This window comes from Geobacillus sp. JS12 (genome assembly GCF_001592395.1).
Classification (GTDB): Bacteria; Bacillota; Bacilli; order Bacillales; family Anoxybacillaceae; genus Geobacillus; species Geobacillus zalihae.
Window position 1 is genome coordinate 898,146 of the sequence record NZ_CP014749.1, and the last position, 14,171, is coordinate 912,316.

General features: G+C 53.3%; 16 protein-coding genes. 12 read left to right on the top strand and 4 right to left on the bottom strand.

The features are described from left to right. Positions 1-49: 49 nt before the first annotated feature. The 4 genes from A0V43_RS04415 (at position 50) to A0V43_RS04430 (ending at position 3,815) form a co-directional block, all read left to right on the top strand. Positions 50-280 (top strand): glycosyl hydrolase-related protein, encoded by a 231-nt coding sequence (locus A0V43_RS04415; RefSeq protein ID WP_063192477.1) that lies wholly within the window; start codon positions 50-52, stop codon positions 278-280. 459 nt (positions 281-739) lie between these two features. Continuing rightward, on the top strand, positions 740-1,477 hold the full coding sequence (locus tag A0V43_RS04420; protein WP_063192478.1) for a CAP domain-containing protein: 738 nt from the start codon (positions 740-742) through the stop codon (positions 1,475-1,477). A 190-nt stretch (positions 1,478-1,667) separates the two neighbouring features. Then, entirely contained in the window at positions 1,668-2,933 is a 1,266-nt protein-coding gene (locus tag A0V43_RS04425; RefSeq protein WP_015374630.1) for an MDR family MFS transporter, read from the top strand. 159 nt (positions 2,934-3,092) lie between these two features. Further along, positions 3,093-3,815 (top strand): zinc ribbon domain-containing protein, encoded by a 723-nt coding sequence (locus A0V43_RS04430; protein ID WP_236930920.1) that lies wholly within the window; start codon positions 3,093-3,095, stop codon positions 3,813-3,815. Here the strand turns inward: A0V43_RS04430 and A0V43_RS04435 are convergent. Together A0V43_RS04435 and A0V43_RS20770 are read right to left on the bottom strand one after the other, a co-directional pair. After that, positions 3,805-4,467 carry an SIMPL domain-containing protein gene (locus tag A0V43_RS04435; RefSeq protein WP_063192479.1) on the bottom strand — a complete coding sequence of 221 codons (663 nt, stop codon included), beginning with the start codon at positions 4,465-4,467 and terminating at the stop codon, positions 3,805-3,807. The genes A0V43_RS04430 and A0V43_RS04435 overlap by 11 nt on opposite strands. 20 nt (positions 4,468-4,487) lie before the next feature. After that, positions 4,488-4,616: a hypothetical protein gene (locus tag A0V43_RS20770; RefSeq protein ID WP_013145587.1), complete on the bottom strand. Its 129-nt coding sequence runs from the start codon at positions 4,614-4,616 to the stop codon at positions 4,488-4,490. 160 nt (positions 4,617-4,776) lie between these two features. Here A0V43_RS20770 and A0V43_RS04440 point away from each other — a divergent pair, with 160 nt between their 5' ends. Together A0V43_RS04440 and A0V43_RS04445 are read left to right on the top strand one after the other, a co-directional pair. Next, positions 4,777-5,421 (top strand): 5-bromo-4-chloroindolyl phosphate hydrolysis family protein, encoded by a 645-nt coding sequence (locus A0V43_RS04440; protein ID WP_013145586.1) that lies wholly within the window; start codon positions 4,777-4,779, stop codon positions 5,419-5,421. Positions 5,422-5,423: 2 nt separating this feature from the next. After that, entirely contained in the window at positions 5,424-6,614 is a 1,191-nt protein-coding gene (locus A0V43_RS04445) for a toxic anion resistance protein (protein WP_206501585.1), read from the top strand. Positions 6,615-6,843: 229 nt separating this feature from the next. Here A0V43_RS04445 and A0V43_RS04450 read toward each other — a convergent pair whose 3' ends face one another. After that, on the bottom strand, positions 6,844-7,356 hold the full coding sequence (locus A0V43_RS04450; protein ID WP_060788300.1) for a YndM family protein: 513 nt from the start codon (positions 7,354-7,356) through the stop codon (positions 6,844-6,846). Positions 7,357-7,648: 292 nt separating this feature from the next. On the opposite strand from A0V43_RS04450, the gene A0V43_RS04455 reads away from it, so the two are divergent. The 6 genes from A0V43_RS04455 (at position 7,649) to A0V43_RS04480 (ending at position 13,385) form a co-directional block, all read left to right on the top strand. Further along, the gene (locus A0V43_RS04455) at positions 7,649-7,843 is read left to right on the top strand and encodes a YozQ family protein (protein ID WP_020755559.1); all 195 of its coding nucleotides are present in this window, start codon (positions 7,649-7,651) and stop codon (positions 7,841-7,843) included. A gap of 260 nt (positions 7,844-8,103) precedes the next feature. Continuing rightward, positions 8,104-9,468, top strand: coding sequence for an ISLre2 family transposase (locus A0V43_RS04460; RefSeq protein WP_063192480.1), 1,365 nt, complete (start codon positions 8,104-8,106; stop codon positions 9,466-9,468). A 240-nt stretch (positions 9,469-9,708) separates the two neighbouring features. Next, on the top strand, positions 9,709-10,116 hold the full coding sequence (locus A0V43_RS04465; protein ID WP_063193805.1) for a VWA-like domain-containing protein: 408 nt from the start codon (positions 9,709-9,711) through the stop codon (positions 10,114-10,116). A gap of 175 nt (positions 10,117-10,291) precedes the next feature. After that, the gene (locus A0V43_RS04470; protein ID WP_063192481.1) at positions 10,292-11,593 is read left to right on the top strand and encodes an ammonium transporter; all 1,302 of its coding nucleotides are present in this window, start codon (positions 10,292-10,294) and stop codon (positions 11,591-11,593) included. Positions 11,594-11,611: 18 nt separating this feature from the next. Beyond that, positions 11,612-12,664 (top strand): DUF294 nucleotidyltransferase-like domain-containing protein, encoded by a 1,053-nt coding sequence (locus tag A0V43_RS04475; protein WP_063192482.1) that lies wholly within the window; start codon positions 11,612-11,614, stop codon positions 12,662-12,664. Then, positions 12,657-13,385 carry a 3'-5' exonuclease gene (locus A0V43_RS04480; RefSeq protein WP_013523550.1) on the top strand — a complete coding sequence of 243 codons (729 nt, stop codon included), beginning with the start codon at positions 12,657-12,659 and terminating at the stop codon, positions 13,383-13,385. Before A0V43_RS04475 ends, A0V43_RS04480 begins: the two co-directional genes overlap by 8 nt. Positions 13,386-13,545: 160 nt before the next feature. On the opposite strand, the gene A0V43_RS04485 is transcribed toward A0V43_RS04480, so the two are convergent. Next, on the bottom strand, positions 13,546-14,016 hold the full coding sequence (locus tag A0V43_RS04485) for a PCYCGC motif-containing (lipo)protein (protein WP_442899719.1): 471 nt from the start codon (positions 14,014-14,016) through the stop codon (positions 13,546-13,548). Positions 14,017-14,171: the final 155 nt, after the last annotated feature.

Here is a 14,171-nt window from a genome sequence, read left to right on the forward strand (position 1 = left end):
TTCTTGTTAAAATAGTAGCAAACGATGAGACGGTGGGGGATGGAGATCGATGCGCTTTGACGAACGGGTGCGGCTGTATGCCGATAAGCTCCTCTTTTACAATTCAACGCCAACGATAACGACGGCGGCGTTCCAATGGAACAAGCCGTTCTCGGGCGTTTTTCGCACGAATCTCAACGAGGAGCTGCTTGACTCGCTCGCGGCGGACGAATGCGGAACGTTTGCGGTCGAGGTGAAGCCGAACGAAGTGCAAACCGTGCTTGTCGTTGATAAAGAATAAAATGGTCATCAAAGCTGGGGCTTGCAACCCCGGCTTTTTCTGTTTGATACAACAGGAGAAACATGATCATCTGTTTTGTAACACAGCTGTAACAATTGTTAAATGAAATGGTTCAAAAAAGAGGCTGTCAACTCCCTTTTTCCTAGAAAAATGTGGGCGGCTAGAATAATAGAGGGGAAAAAGGAACGGCAATTAGTGAAAGGATGCCGCTTCCAATCGTTGCGGCCGCCGTGATGGGAAGCGAACTGGCAATGAAAACTAGCGCTTTGTTTTCCGGGTGTTGCCAGCCTGCGTGTTTTTCCATTTTAGCCCAAAAATATTACAAAAAACCCGTGTTATAATGAGGGCGAAGGCAAGGGAACAACGAAACCGTTCCTCTTCAAATCTCATCGTGTAGGCATGACTGACGGACGCAAGATCTCTGAAACTTTCAAATAGAGGATACAAGGAGGAATTCCGATGAAGAAAAAAACGTTAGCAACGATCGCCGCTTCGGTCGCGCTCGTCGGCGCTTCATTCGCGGCAACAGGAAAAACGGAAGCAGCTGGGACGACGTGTCCGACAGCGAATGCGTATCAAGTAAAATATGTCAGCACAAACGTTCAAGATTTTGAGAAATGGCTGCAACAATACTTCCCGTTCGTGTCGTTCCAACCGGTAAAACCGGCAACCCAACAACCGGCGGCAAAACAGCCAACGACAAAACCGCAGGCGCCGGCAACGGTCAAACAGCCAGCGACGAAACCGGCTGCGAATACGCAAGCATCGGCAAAAACGCCAGCAACGGCGCCAAAGACAACAACACAACAAACAACCGGCTTAAACGCCTATGAGCAACAAGTCGTTGAACTGACGAATAAAGAGCGGGCAAAATACGGCTTGCCGCCGCTTCAAGTTGACTTGGCCCTCAGCAAAGTCGCCCGCGAAAAATCGCGCGATATGGCGGTGAAACACTACTTCTCGCACAACAGCCCGACGTACGGTTCTCCATTTGAGATGATGAAAAAATTCGGCATCTCGTACACGGCTGCCGGGGAAAACATTGCCAAAGGCCAACGCACCCCGCAAGAAGTGGTCAATGCGTGGATGAACAGTGAAGGCCATCGGGCAAACATTTTGAACAAAAACTTTACGCATATCGGCGTTGGTTTTGAAGAAAATGGATATATTTGGACACAGCAATTCATCCGCAAGTAAGAGACAAACGAAATGCAAGTCGAGGGTGTCCCAACAGGATCGGGACACCTTTTTTATATAGTCATGAAACAAGAAAAACACCCTTTTGGGTCAGCCCTTTTTTATTTGAAAAATATTTCTCCGATCCCCTATCAAAATATGATATAATTTCCAAAGAAATTCGAAAGACGAAAGATTAGGGGGACAGCGGATGCGAATACGCGATTGGGACCGCAACCTAAAAGTGCGCCTGTTTGGCGAGGCGCTCATGAATACGACCTTTTGGATGTTTTTTCCGTTTATATCGATTTATTTTGCCGATGCCTTTGGCAAAGAGACAGCGGGGTTGTTGTTGATTGTTTCGCAGTTGTTCTCGGTCATCACCAATTTAATGGGCGGCTATTGTGCTGATGTATTCGGACGCAAGCGGATGATGGTGTTATCCGCCTACGGACAGGGGGCGGCGTTTTTCGTTTTCGCCTTGGCCAGCTCCCCTTGGTGGTCGTCGCCGTTTGTTGGATTTCTTAGTTTTACGCTGGCTGGCATTTGCGGGTCATTTTATTGGCCGGCGAGCCAGGCGATGGTGTCCGATGTGGTTCCGGAGAAAGACCGGAGCGATGTGTTTGCTGTGTTTTACACATCCATCAATATTTCGGTTGTCATCGGCCCGACAATTGGCGGTCTTTTTTATGCTGAGCATCGGTTTGCCTTATTGCTTTTGGCGGCATGTTCATGTTTTGCGATGGCAACACTGCTCTCCAAAACGTTGCGTGAGACGGCGCCTCTAGCCGCAGCCGGCCAACAAAGGAGAGGGACATGGCAGTCTTTTTTGCGCACGCAGTTCAAGCAGTATGCCATCATTGTCCGCGACCGTGTCTTTTTCCTGTTTATCGTTGCTGGAGTGTTGGTGGCACAAACGTTTACACAGCTTGACTTGCTGATCCCGGTATATACAAAAGAAACGGTCGAAGCCGAAACATGGGCAGGATGGACGATTGACGGCGCGAGCGCCTTTAGTTGGCTCATTGCCGAAAACGGTCTGTTGGTCGCACTATGCACGGTGGCTGTGACGCGTTGGATGTCTCGCTACTCGGAGCGGCAGGCGTTTGTCGGTTCATCCCTCTTATACGGCATTTCGATGTGGCTGTTTAGTCAAACGTCTTCGCTGCTCGGATTGATCGCGGTCATGGCGCTGTTTACGCTGGCTGAGCTGATGACAGCTGGCTTGCAGCAGTCGTTCATTTCCCGCTTGGCTCCGGAGGTGATGCGCGGCCAATATTTTGCCGCCGCCAGTCTCCGTTTTACGATCGGGCGGATGTTGGCGCCGCTGTCGCTCGTCGCTGCGGAATGGATCGGCTATGCATGGACGTTCGTTGTCCTTGGGATGCTGGCGCTAGGAAGCGCGGCCTTATACGCCTGGATGTTTCAACAAGTCGGGCGGCGAATGGAGCGACCGAACGCTTCGTTTTTGCGATAATGGGCGGTGCAAACGGCTATCCGTTTTTCGCTCAGGCGGGTATAATAAAAAGCGCACCGTTGTTCGTGTAACATATATTCCCTGTCTCTGACATAAAGTGGAACTAGACAGCGAGAAGGAGAGGGGAAGCGCTCATGAAACCGCGCGTGTTCGAACCGGATGCCATTGAGGGGAAACGGGAAGCCGCGGCGGTCAGAACGGCGCCGCGGCGTTGGCGCGCAGCGAAAAGAGGCAGCAAGCGCGCGTTTTGTCTCGGGAAAAGAGGAGAAAAAAGCAATACCGTCTCATCGGCTGGCTGCTTGTCGCCATCGTCGTTCTGTGGGGGCGAGCACGCTTCTTTGGAGCGGGTATGGGGCGTTGAAGACGGCCGCGAGCCGAGAAATGGCGATTATGCGCTTAAAAGATGCGATCGAAGACCGCGATGTGGCCGCTTTGCAGGCGATGCTGCGGGTGACGGAGGAAACAGTGCCGATCAACGAGAAAACGTTGGCGCCGTTGTTCGCGTATGTGGAACGGCACCCAGAAGCGTATGAACAGCTAGATCGGGAGTTTGCCCGCCAGCGCAAGAGCGGCCACGTGTATATTAAGGGATTGACATCTCACCCGCCGGTGTTTACGATTCACGTGTTTGAGGACCGGTATGTGTTTGAGCCAGCCCTCTATTTTCTCCATGTGCGCGTCGATGATCCGGAGGCGTTGCTTGTCGTCAATGGGGTGAAAACGGAAGAGGAGGCGACGAAAGACCCATTTGTCAAAAAAATCGGCCCGTATTTGCCGGGCGCGTACGCTGTAACCGTCGTCCATTCGAATGGGAAAAAGAAAACCGTCCGCGTCGAGCTGTTTGGCGGCGCCCGCGTCCATGAAGTCGATATCACGAAATGAACGAATAAGCAAATACCGCTTCCACGACGGCGGTAATGACAACATCTTGCGTCTGCACAGGCGGCGCTGATGAGGAAACGCTGAGAACAGCCGGACCGTATGGCGACGGCCGGATCGATGACTGTTCTTTCAGTTCAATCGGCGTGTCATAAAGAGGCAAGCTGAGAGCGCGGGCGATGGCCAGCGCTTTTTCTTTGGCGTTTTTCACGGCCAACGCCAATGCCTGCTGGTAATGGGCTTGTTCGTTTGCTAGACGGAATTCCAAGCCGCGAGCGAGGTTTGCTCCATGGGCAACGGCCGCCTCGTAAATGGCGCCGGCTTTTTTAGGGTCGCGGACGGTGATTTCAAGCCAATGTTCGACTCCATAGCTGGATAATACGTCGGCTCCATTGTGATGTTCGTATTGGGGATAGATGGAAAACGCCGTCGTCTCCAAATCTTCTGTTTGCACGCCAAGCGCCTTGAGTGCTCCAATGACTGCGTCGGTGCGTTTCGCGTTGTCAGCAAGCGCTTCTTGAATATGGACGTGTTCGGTGCGCACCCCGATCGCAATGAGGACGGTGTCTGGCTTGGCGCTGACTGTCCCTTGGCCGGTGACGGTCAGTGCGGCGCGGGAGGCGGTTGGCGGTGTGGGGCGGTGCCAAGGCTGCATCGTGTTCCCTCCTTCTGCTGTTAGGCAGTTTTTTTGTCATCATCCGCCGCCTGCCAATAGTAGACGCGCGGCAGTCCGGCATAGCACCAATATTCTTTCAACAGCGAGATCGCGACAAAGGAGACAAGCTGCCAATTGATCGCTTTCATCCCGATTCCCCTTTCGATGGCCCTGTTACTATAGCCTATTCGAAGCGGCCATTGTCCTATGCGCGCCGTCCAGTTGGCGATGAAACTTCTTTGGGCGCTTGTACGTATCATGGAATGGACATGCTATAATGAAAGAAAAGATTAAAGAAGGAGAGGGACCATGAAGCAGCTGCTTCGTACGATATGGCGTTGGTTTGTCTCATGGAACGCAGGGGTCATCGTCGCGGTGATCGTATTCATCGCTGCTGATTTTCGCTTTTGGCCTTCGATTTTATCCGGAATGGGGGCGATGTGGGGGGTGTCCGCCATCATGAAAAGGCGGCATCATCGCCTGCCGGCTGATGTGTCCGCTGAGGAGCTTGTCTACGTTCGCAGCCAGCTTGGCGAAGCGCGCGCGTTATGGAAGCGGCTGCGTCGCGCTCGCTATCGGCTTCGTTCTGTGGTGATGTGGCAAACGGTTTCCCGGTTGAGTGCCATCGTCGATCGAATCATTCGCGCCATCGAGCAACAACCACATCAACTGCGCCTCGCCCAGCCATTTTTCTTAAACGAATGGCCGACGGCGGTGGAGATGGTGGAGAAATACGTTTATTTGGCACAACAGCCGGTGCAAAGCGCCGATATGGCAAAAGCGTTGCAGGAGACGGAAAGAGTGCTTGACGAGCTGACTTCAGCGGCTGAACGGCAGTTGCTTGAGGTGTTATCGAACGACATCTGGTCGCTGCAAACGGAAGCGAAATGGCTCGAGCGATCGCTCCGACAATCGGATGGGCTTCGTCTGCCGCTGTCAAAGAAAGGAGAATGACGATGGACGAACGGAATCACGGGATGGAACCGACGGATTGGCTGCAAGGGCTGGAACGGACAAGTTCCCTTGATGAGCTACTTGCAAAGCCGTTTTCTTCGCCGGCCGAACCGCGGCTCAAGGAGGAAGAAAAGCCGGCGCGCGCGCTTGATGCGTTGAAGCCTGAGCATCGGGAAAAAGCGCTTGCGCTCGCCAAACAAATCGACCCGGCCAACCATCAGGCCGTCTTGCAATACGGTGTGGCGGCGCAAGCCGAGCTGTCGAAGTTTTCTCATGCGATTTTGCATCATGTGCAAACGAAAGACGCTGGGCCGGTCGGCGAAGTGATCAGCGAACTGATGGCCAAAATTAAGGAGGTCAACCCCGATGACCTAATGCCGGCGAAAAAAGGGTGGCTGTCCCGCTTGTTCGGCGCAGTGGCCAAGCCGCTGCAAGAGATGGTGGCGAAATACCAAAAAATCGGCGTTGAAATTGACAAAATCGCTGATCGGCTTGAGAAGCACCGGCATTTGTTGCTTCGCGACATCATGATGCTTGAGACGCTCTATGAAAAAAACAAAGACTATTTTGAAGTGCTCAATATTTATATTGCGGCAGCGGAATACAAACTCGAAGAGCTGCGGACGAAGACGATTCCAGAAAAGCAAGCGGAAGCGGAGCGCTCCGGCGACCAAATGGCATGGCAAGAGGTGCAAGATTTGCGGCAGTTTGCCGATCGGCTTGAGAAGCGGGTGCATGACCTAAAGCTCAGCCGGCAAGTGACGATCCAGACTGCGCCCCAAATCCGCATGATTCAGCATATGAACGAAACGCTTGTCGAGCGGATTCAATCGTCGATTTTGCATGCCATCCCTCTTTGGAAAAATCAAGTCGTGATTGCTTTGACGCTGTTTCGGCAGCAAAGGGCGGCTGCGGCGCAAAAGCAGGTCGCCGAAACGACGAATGAGCTGTTATTGCGCAATTCGGAGATGTTAAAAACAAACAGCATTGAAATCGCCAAGGAAAACGAGCGTGGCTTGGTTGATATCGAAACGTTGAAGCGAACACAAGAAAATTTGATCGCTACGCTCGAAGAAACGTTGAAAATCCAAGCGGAAGGTCGATTAAAGCGGCAGCAGGCCGAACGCGAGCTGGCGGCGATGGAAGCGGAATTAAAACAGACGCTGCTTGCGCTGAAACGACCGGAGCAATAAGGGCGGATAGGAGATTGCCCTGTTTCGGCTTGCGGCCAAGCGGTCGATGGATCCGTCCATGGCTGTAGAAGAAAGCGCCAGAAAATCAAAGAGCCTCATGCGAAACGGGTGTCTAGCGAACGAGAAGACACCCGTTTTTTTCACTTGCCATCCGTTTGGTTTTGAACGGGAGGAGGACGGACTGTCAACTGAAGCGGCCGGCATCCCGGCTGTGCAGCCTCCATTTTCTTTATAGAATAGGGGGATGAGGAGGCTCTTGACCGTACCGATCATTTTCTTGTTCCGCTCGTTCACGATCTTTGTCATCCGGACGGGCGGCGCGGACGTCAAACTCTTCCGCCGCCTCCGTTTGCCATTGGCGGCCGATGAGCGGAGCGTCTTTTTCACCGTGCTCGACAGTGACAAATCGCAGCACATAGGCGTGAAACAGCAATTCCCCCATCGCCGCAAGCAGGGCGGAAAAAAACGCCGCGCTTAATATGGCGGCGCCGGCGATGTCATAAAACGCGCCGATGCCGATCCATACCGCTACAAACACAAGCCCAAAATCGGCGATCGTCGCTGAGACGTTGCCAAGGCGCCGCAGAACGTACAAGTCGCCGAGCGCATAGGCGACAAGCGTCAGCCAAAGGCTAAACCATAAAATCTCTGCCGATGAAATGCGCAAAAACAGCGGTAAAATGGCAAACATCACCGTGGTGGTCAGCAAATATTTCAGCACTAACGCAAGCAAATGTCTCATTGGGATTCGCCGCCTTTATTCTGCTGGATGGTTTGGTCCTTCCAATTTTTTATCGCCGTATCCCGGCTGTTTTTCCCTGTCTTTGTCCGGTTGTTGTTTTTTTTCTTGTTGTTCAGGGCTGTTGTTTTGCTTTGGCTGTCTCATTAGCCATCATCCTCTCTTTCCATTTGTTTATCGTTAGTTTGCCGCGTTTGTCTTGATGTATACATACATGATCCATAAACTTCCTCTTTTTATTTCCCCCCCTGTTCTACATTAATATAATGAACGGCATGAACAAGGAGGAATACAGATGGCGGAAAACAAACAATCGCTTGAGATGGCTTTACAGCAGTATGTCCCGTCGAATGATGAGGCAGCTTCGTTTCTTGGTTCAGCATTGGCTGAAACACATGAACAAGTGAGCGATATGTACGCGGAGGGAACCATCGAGGCCACGATCGAACACAAAAATGGCTCAGACATCCCCCTTTCTCCGCGGGAGTAAGAAACGTCAAGGAGCTGTTCCTTGGCGTTTTGGTTGATGTTTGTGAAACGGGAGGGGAAAAAGGAAAGAAGTGTGAGTAAAATATTTGTGGGTGACATTCCGAAATGATCCCCGACGAGGGTTGCGAACTTTTGTTCGCGACGCTCGTCGGGGCCACCAAGCGAAGCGCGGTAGAACAAGCAAATGTCATGCAAAAAGGACTCTCTCCCTGCTATGATGGTGATTGTCAACATCAACCGAAAACAGGAGGGAGAGAGTCCATGAAACATCTTACCACAGAATGGCCTTTATTAAAAGAGTTGGAGGAACAATTGTTGAGAACTCTTCAAAAGGTGTTCGCTGTCTTGTTGGCGGCCCTTTTGGAGGAGATCGATCAACAACTGGCGGAAGCGCGGGACAAGCGCCGGTATCAGCTGAAAGACAAACGGCCGACTACGATCCAAACGCTGTTTGGGGAAGTGACGTTCCGACGGAACTACTACTATGATCGACAAACGGGGGCGTATACGTTCTTGCTGGATGCCGAACTGGGCTTTGATGGAGCGCAGTCGATCAGCCCTTGCCTCGAGGAAACGGCGGTCGAGTTGGCCGTCGAGTGCTCTTCCTACCGCAAAGCGGCTCGCACGCTGGAGTCGATCGTGGGGTATGCGGTCCTCAGCCACGAGGCGATTCGCCAACTGGTGCTGGAGGCCCCTGTCTCGCTGCATCACCCTGTTTCCAAACGGCACGGCCGGGTGCTGTTTGTGGAGGCCGATGGACTGTTTATTTCCCGCCAGGGGAAAGGGAAACGGGCGAAAGAAGAGAAAATCCTGGCGGTTCACGAGGGATGGAGACGAAACGGGTCGCAGCTTGAGCTGGTGAACCGGCGCCACTACCTCCATGAAGGGACGGGGGACGTGTGGGAACAGTTTGAGGAGTGGCTGATGAAGGAATATGCCTATGATCCGTGCCAAGACCTGTTGGTCATCAACGGCGACGCGGCGTCGTGGATCACGGCCTGCCGGGAGTATTTTGGGAAGCGGGCGTGCTTTCAGCTGGATCGATTTCATGTGGCGCGGGAGCTGCGTCAGTGTCTGTCCGGCCATCCGCGTTGGCGGGAGGTGCGGAAGAAGCTGGCGAAACAAGATGAAGAAGGGCTTCTCGTAGAGCTGAACAGCGCGGTCGGCACGTTGGAGGACGAAGCGAAAGAGAAGCAGCTGGCTGCCATGATCCGCCGGATCGAGTCGATGCCGGGATGCATCCGGGACTATCGGGGGTGGCTGTCGGAGCAAGGGGTGGAGACGACCGGCATGCGTCCGATGGGCCATGCGGAGAGTGTGATGAGCCGGTTTGCGCATCGGGTGAAATCCCGCCGCAGCTGGAAAGACCAAGGGCTTCGGGCGTTTCTGAGGGCGATGGCAGCCCGAATCGACGGGATCGGGTGGAGAAAGGGACGGTGGGAGGAGCAAGAGCCCCAGTCGACCGTCTCGGCCTCAACAAAGTCCAAGCGGATCGAACAGGCCAAACGGAAGGCCGGACAGTTGTGGGCGGATGTGGTGCGTCAGAATATACCGTGTCTGCAACAGTCATCCGGGACGCCGATCCATCAAGCGTTGTCGGCGCTCCGGGATGGTGGTTGGGTGTAAAAAAATGGAATATCGTATCATCGTCTCAAGATGAGGGATGAGAGTCCGAAAGCGCTTACGATATGAATTCCTGAAAATGGTTCGCTAACTAGTGATTGACAACGCCCGTAGTGAATCGAAAAAATGTTCTCCACAAAGTCTTGACTGACTCAGGAAAGAAAAACAGTTCGTACTTTCCCCCATCGTCGTCTATACTAGTAGTGCGCACGGCGATTCACCGATATAAGGGGGATGATCATCGTGAGATGGCAGCGGGCTTTATTGGCGTTGCTCAAAGAGCGGAAAGACCATTCCATCGCGTTGGCGATTGACACGTCGAACCGCCCGGCGCGGCCAATGCTCATTCAAAACATTGTGAAGCTGTTTGAAAAGCTGCGCCCGGACACGCTGCTCGTCCAAGCGGATTTTAAAATTCGCGATGTATCTCCGGTTGGCGTGGCGACGATTCAATATTTCAAGCACGGGAAATCGTCGTACACCGAAGTGCTGGAATGGGCCGCTGCGCAAAAAATCGATACGTTGTTTTACATCACCGATGTAACCGGCTATTTTTATGAAGAACTCGAAGTCGACTATGAAGTGTTTTGGCTTGTGCCGGACGATTATATGCCGCGCGTGCCGTTTGGCAAGCCGATTCGCGTGGCGTAACACTGTGAGGAATGCCCTTCGTGATGAAGGGCATTCTCTTTTTGTTAGGAAATTTAACAAGTTTTTTGTGAATGAAACCGATTACAACCAAAAACAGACATTGCTTTTGGTGTATTTGTGTTATATATTATGACATATAAAAGGAATGATAAATAACAAAAAGGGGGATGCGTAAATGGATGAAAAAACGTTGACGCTTGGGCTGGATGCCCTCTGGGTCATGCTTTCGGCGGTGCTCGTCATCGGTATGCAGGCAGGGTTTGCTTTGCTTGAGGCTGGATCAACGCGCATGAAAAACTCCGGGCATGTGGCTGGCAAACAAATTTTAAGCTTTGCCATCGCCTCATTGGCGTTTTGGGCGTTCGGCTTTGCTATTACGTTTGGGGCTGGGAATAGCTTCATCGGGACGGAAGGATGGTTTTTAAAAGAAGGAAAAGGAACGTTTGACTCGTTGTCGTGGGCGAATGTGCCGCTCGAGCTCAAATTTTTATTCCAGCTCGGCTTTGCCGGCGTGTCGCTGGCCATCGCTTGGGGCGGCTTCGCTGAGCGGGCGAAACTGTCTGTTTATTTTCTTTTCGGCACGATTTTTACGATCGCCATTTACCCGGTGATCGGCCATTGGGTGTGGGGCGGCGGCTGGCTTGGGAAAATGGGAATGCAAGATTTCGCTGGTTCGACCGTTGTCCACTTGCAAGGCGCGATTGCGGCGCTCATCGCCACGGTCTTGCTTGGCCCGCGCATCGGCAAGTTCAATAAAGACAAGACGCCAAACGTCATTCCGGGGCATAACCAAGTGTATACAGTCATTGGCGGATTGATTTTATGGATCGGCTGGTTTGGCTTTAACGCTGGCAGCACGATGGCGGTTGGCGACGGATTTTTCGGCTATGTCGCGCTGACGACGAATTTGGCCGCCGCGGCGGGAGCGATCGCCGCGATTGTGACGGCGAAAATTTTGGTCGGCAAAGCGGACATTCCAGCGATGGTCAACGGCGTGCTCGCGGCTTTGGTTGCCATTACCGCCGCGTGCGCGTTTGTCGAACCGTGGGCGGCGGTTGTGATCGGTGCAGTGGCGGGGTCGTTTACGTTCTGGACGTCCATCTACTTTGAACGCAAAGGGATTGACGATCCGATTTATGCTTTTTCCGTCCACGGTGTCGCTGGCATTATTGGCACGATTTCAACCGGGTTTTTCGCCTCGCCGCGTTTAGTCGAGATCACGGGCATCGGGAAGGCTGGACTGTTTTACGGGGGCGGATTTGATCAGCTGATTGTGCAAACGGTCGGGGTGCTCGGCGCTGCGGTGTATGTCGCTGCTGTTTCGTTTGTCATCTTATATGCCATGAAGAAAACGATCGGGCTGCGTGTCACGGCGGAACAAGAAATTTCAGGTCTTGATATTAGCGAGCACGGCTCTTATGGCTATCCGGAACAGCTCGATCCGGCATATCAGCCCAAGACCCTCGCCCAGCAGTAGCCAGGAGGGTAAAAGGTGATGGAATTATTGGCGGCACAGGTGGTCGAGCGGCTCAACCAAGCCGAGTCGGCCGCCGAACTTCGTTTTTGTCATGATGAACTGGCGCGCGAACTGCGGCGCTGTCTAGCATCTGAACAAATGAAGCAGCTTGCAGGCGACATCGTTTGTGTGCATGAAGCCATCCTTCGCCGCGCGTTTTTCCTTGCGGAGCGGGAGACGATGAAACGGTCGGTCGGCATTCGTCCCCCGGCGTGGTGCTGGTATGTGATGGGAAGCATCGGCCGACGTGAGCCGACGATTTGGACGGACCAGGACCACGGCATTTTATTCGACTGTCCTGAGGAAGAGGAGGCGGCTTGTTATGAATTCATCCGCCATATGGCGGAGGTTGGGGTGGACATGTTGCATGAGGCTGGGTATCCCTACTGCTCCGGTTACGTGATGGCGACGAACAAGCGGTGGGCGCAGTCGGTCCGCGGTTGGGAGCAACAACTTTCTTCCTATTTCGAAAGCGGGTGGCCGAACGACATTCGTTTTTTGTTGATCGCGATGGATATGCGGCCGCTTTATGGAGACGCCGAACTGGCCGAGGCGGGGAGGCGGACGCTGTTTGCCGAGATCGCTGACCGGCCGCCGCTGTTGGCGCGTATGGGGGAGCACGTTCAATTCCCTCCGGTTCCGCTCGGTTGGCTGGGCAACGTGCAAACGGAGCGATGGGGGCCGCACAGTGGGGCCGTTCATATGAAACAAAGCGGCTACGTGCAACTCGCCAACGCCTTAAAATGGTTAGCCTGTTTTGCGCGAGTCCCAGCGGCGGACACGGCAGAGCGGCGGCGGGCGCTTGAGGCGGCGGGCGTATTGACGGCACCGCTTTCCACCGCCGTTGGCGAGGCGCTGTCTGTTTACTATTCGATTCGTCTCAAGTACAGCACCGAGGCGAGGGATGGTCGTGAATATGTGTTATGGCGGACGCTTGAGCGGACAGAGCAAAAGCAGCTGAAGCAAGCGATGCGCACCGCAAAACGGTTGCAGCGCTTTGTCGCCCGGCGGGTGGCTCGCATTCATGCATGAGCGGCACCGTTTTTGGCAGCGGGCGCTCCGCTTGTTGTCGCTTGGCGTTCCGCGCGAGGCATCATCCGCCTTATTTGGGCATGACCATTCGCTGCAACAGGAAACATGGCTTCGCTCGCTGCAAAAGGAAAAACAGCACATCATCGATTGGCATGACCGTTTGACTGACATCCCGTTTGTCATCATCGATATGGAAACGACCGGCTTTTCCCCGGAGCAAGGCGATGAAATTTTGGCCATGGCGGCGGCGAAAACGGTTGGAGGAGTCGTGACCGATGCGTACATGACGCTCGTCAAGCCGGAAAAGCCGATTCCGGAACATATTTCCGCCTTGACCGGGATTGAGGCGAAGGATGTGGTGTTCGCTCCGCCGCTTGCCGAGGCGCTGCGCACGTTTGTGCCGTTTATTGCCGCCGGCGTCTTAATTGGCTATCATATCGGTCATGATTTGGCGTTTTTGCGCCATGCCCTTTGGCGTCATTATCGGCAAAAATGGAGCGGACGATTTGTCGACTTGCAGCCGATGATGACGCTGATCGGCCATTCGTGCCCGACGTTTGACGATGCGTTAGCTTGTTACGGCATCCGCTGCCCGCGCCGCCATACGGCGGATGGCGACGTCGAAGCGATGGCGAAGCTATGGGCGATCTTGCTCGATGAATTCCGACAGCGCGGCATCGACACGCTGCATGATCTGTACGCCGCGCTCAGCCGGTGTTGATGTTGCCCAAGCTGAGAAGCCTTTGGCGATTGTCTTTGGCAGGGAAACTCAAGTTTCAACAACCTGTATTGACCAATAAGCAATGAATGCTCGATGGAACAAAAAAAGAGGGATGGCTGCAACGAAAAAAGCGCCAAACTTGGCGCTTTTTTCGTTGGGATTAGAACGGCTTTGTCGGCGTCGGTTCGGCGTAGCCTTCTTTATATTTTTCATCGATCATATGCCGAATGTCTTTGATCGATTTCCCTTGATCGTAAGCGGCGATCGATTCAGCGGCGATGTCGAGGCAGACGCCACATTTGGTCGCATGATCATCCCAGACGACCGAGCCGTCTTTTTTATTTTCATACACAAAGCAGTCATAATTGTTCTTATGGCCAGCCGATTGCCCGCAGCCGCAATAGCAAGGGATATTCTCAAGCAGCTCGCGGTGTTCGGCTGCCTGCTGGTACAAGACCGCCATCTCTTCTTCAAACGCGCTCAAAAAGCTTGGCAAATGCTCGATCGATTTTGTTGTTTCGCGAATATCGCCAGTGGCGGTTTTCGTTATATGCGAATGGCTTTGTTCTTGGCTGTTGCCATCTGCGCAGCCTGACAGAAGAACGCTAAACGACAACATACATGCCGCCATCCATACTGGGCGTCTCAAATTTCTTCTTCCTTTCTTTTTGGTCGTTTCCTGGCTCGGTTATTGACAGTTTGAATGTATCATACTTTGTCTTGGGCGGCAACCATCTTGTAGCTAGGCGCGCTGTGCTCACCATTCCGGCATAAAAATGGCTGATC

What these genes read in the sequence shown, in the direction of transcription:
- A0V43_RS04415 (WP_063192477.1), top strand. Translation starts at nt 50, where the DNA reads ATGCGCTTTGACGAACGGGTGCGGCTGTATGCCGATAAGCTCCTCTTT.
- A0V43_RS04420 (WP_063192478.1), top strand. Translation starts at nt 740, where the DNA reads ATGAAGAAAAAAACGTTAGCAACGATCGCCGCTTCGGTCGCGCTCGTC.
- A0V43_RS04425 (WP_015374630.1), top strand. Translation starts at nt 1,668, where the DNA reads ATGCGAATACGCGATTGGGACCGCAACCTAAAAGTGCGCCTGTTTGGC.
- A0V43_RS04430 (WP_236930920.1), top strand. Translation starts at nt 3,093, where the DNA reads ATGCCATTGAGGGGAAACGGGAAGCCGCGGCGGTCAGAACGGCGCCGC.
- A0V43_RS04435 (WP_063192479.1), bottom strand. Translation starts at nt 4,467, where the DNA reads ATGCAGCCTTGGCACCGCCCCACACCGCCAACCGCCTCCCGCGCCGCA.
- A0V43_RS20770 (WP_013145587.1), bottom strand. Translation starts at nt 4,616, where the DNA reads ATGAAAGCGATCAATTGGCAGCTTGTCTCCTTTGTCGCGATCTCGCTG.
- A0V43_RS04440 (WP_013145586.1), top strand. Translation starts at nt 4,777, where the DNA reads ATGAAGCAGCTGCTTCGTACGATATGGCGTTGGTTTGTCTCATGGAAC.
- A0V43_RS04445 (WP_206501585.1), top strand. Translation starts at nt 5,424, where the DNA reads ATGGACGAACGGAATCACGGGATGGAACCGACGGATTGGCTGCAAGGG.
- A0V43_RS04450 (WP_060788300.1), bottom strand. Translation starts at nt 7,356, where the DNA reads ATGAGACATTTGCTTGCGTTAGTGCTGAAATATTTGCTGACCACCACG.
- A0V43_RS04455 (WP_020755559.1), top strand. Translation starts at nt 7,649, where the DNA reads ATGGCGGAAAACAAACAATCGCTTGAGATGGCTTTACAGCAGTATGTC.
- A0V43_RS04460 (WP_063192480.1), top strand. Translation starts at nt 8,104, where the DNA reads ATGAAACATCTTACCACAGAATGGCCTTTATTAAAAGAGTTGGAGGAA.
- A0V43_RS04470 (WP_063192481.1), top strand. Translation starts at nt 10,292, where the DNA reads ATGGATGAAAAAACGTTGACGCTTGGGCTGGATGCCCTCTGGGTCATG.
- A0V43_RS04475 (WP_063192482.1), top strand. Translation starts at nt 11,612, where the DNA reads ATGGAATTATTGGCGGCACAGGTGGTCGAGCGGCTCAACCAAGCCGAG.
- A0V43_RS04480 (WP_013523550.1), top strand. Translation starts at nt 12,657, where the DNA reads ATGCATGAGCGGCACCGTTTTTGGCAGCGGGCGCTCCGCTTGTTGTCG.
- A0V43_RS04485 (WP_442899719.1), bottom strand. Translation starts at nt 14,016, where the DNA reads ATGGCGGCATGTATGTTGTCGTTTAGCGTTCTTCTGTCAGGCTGCGCA.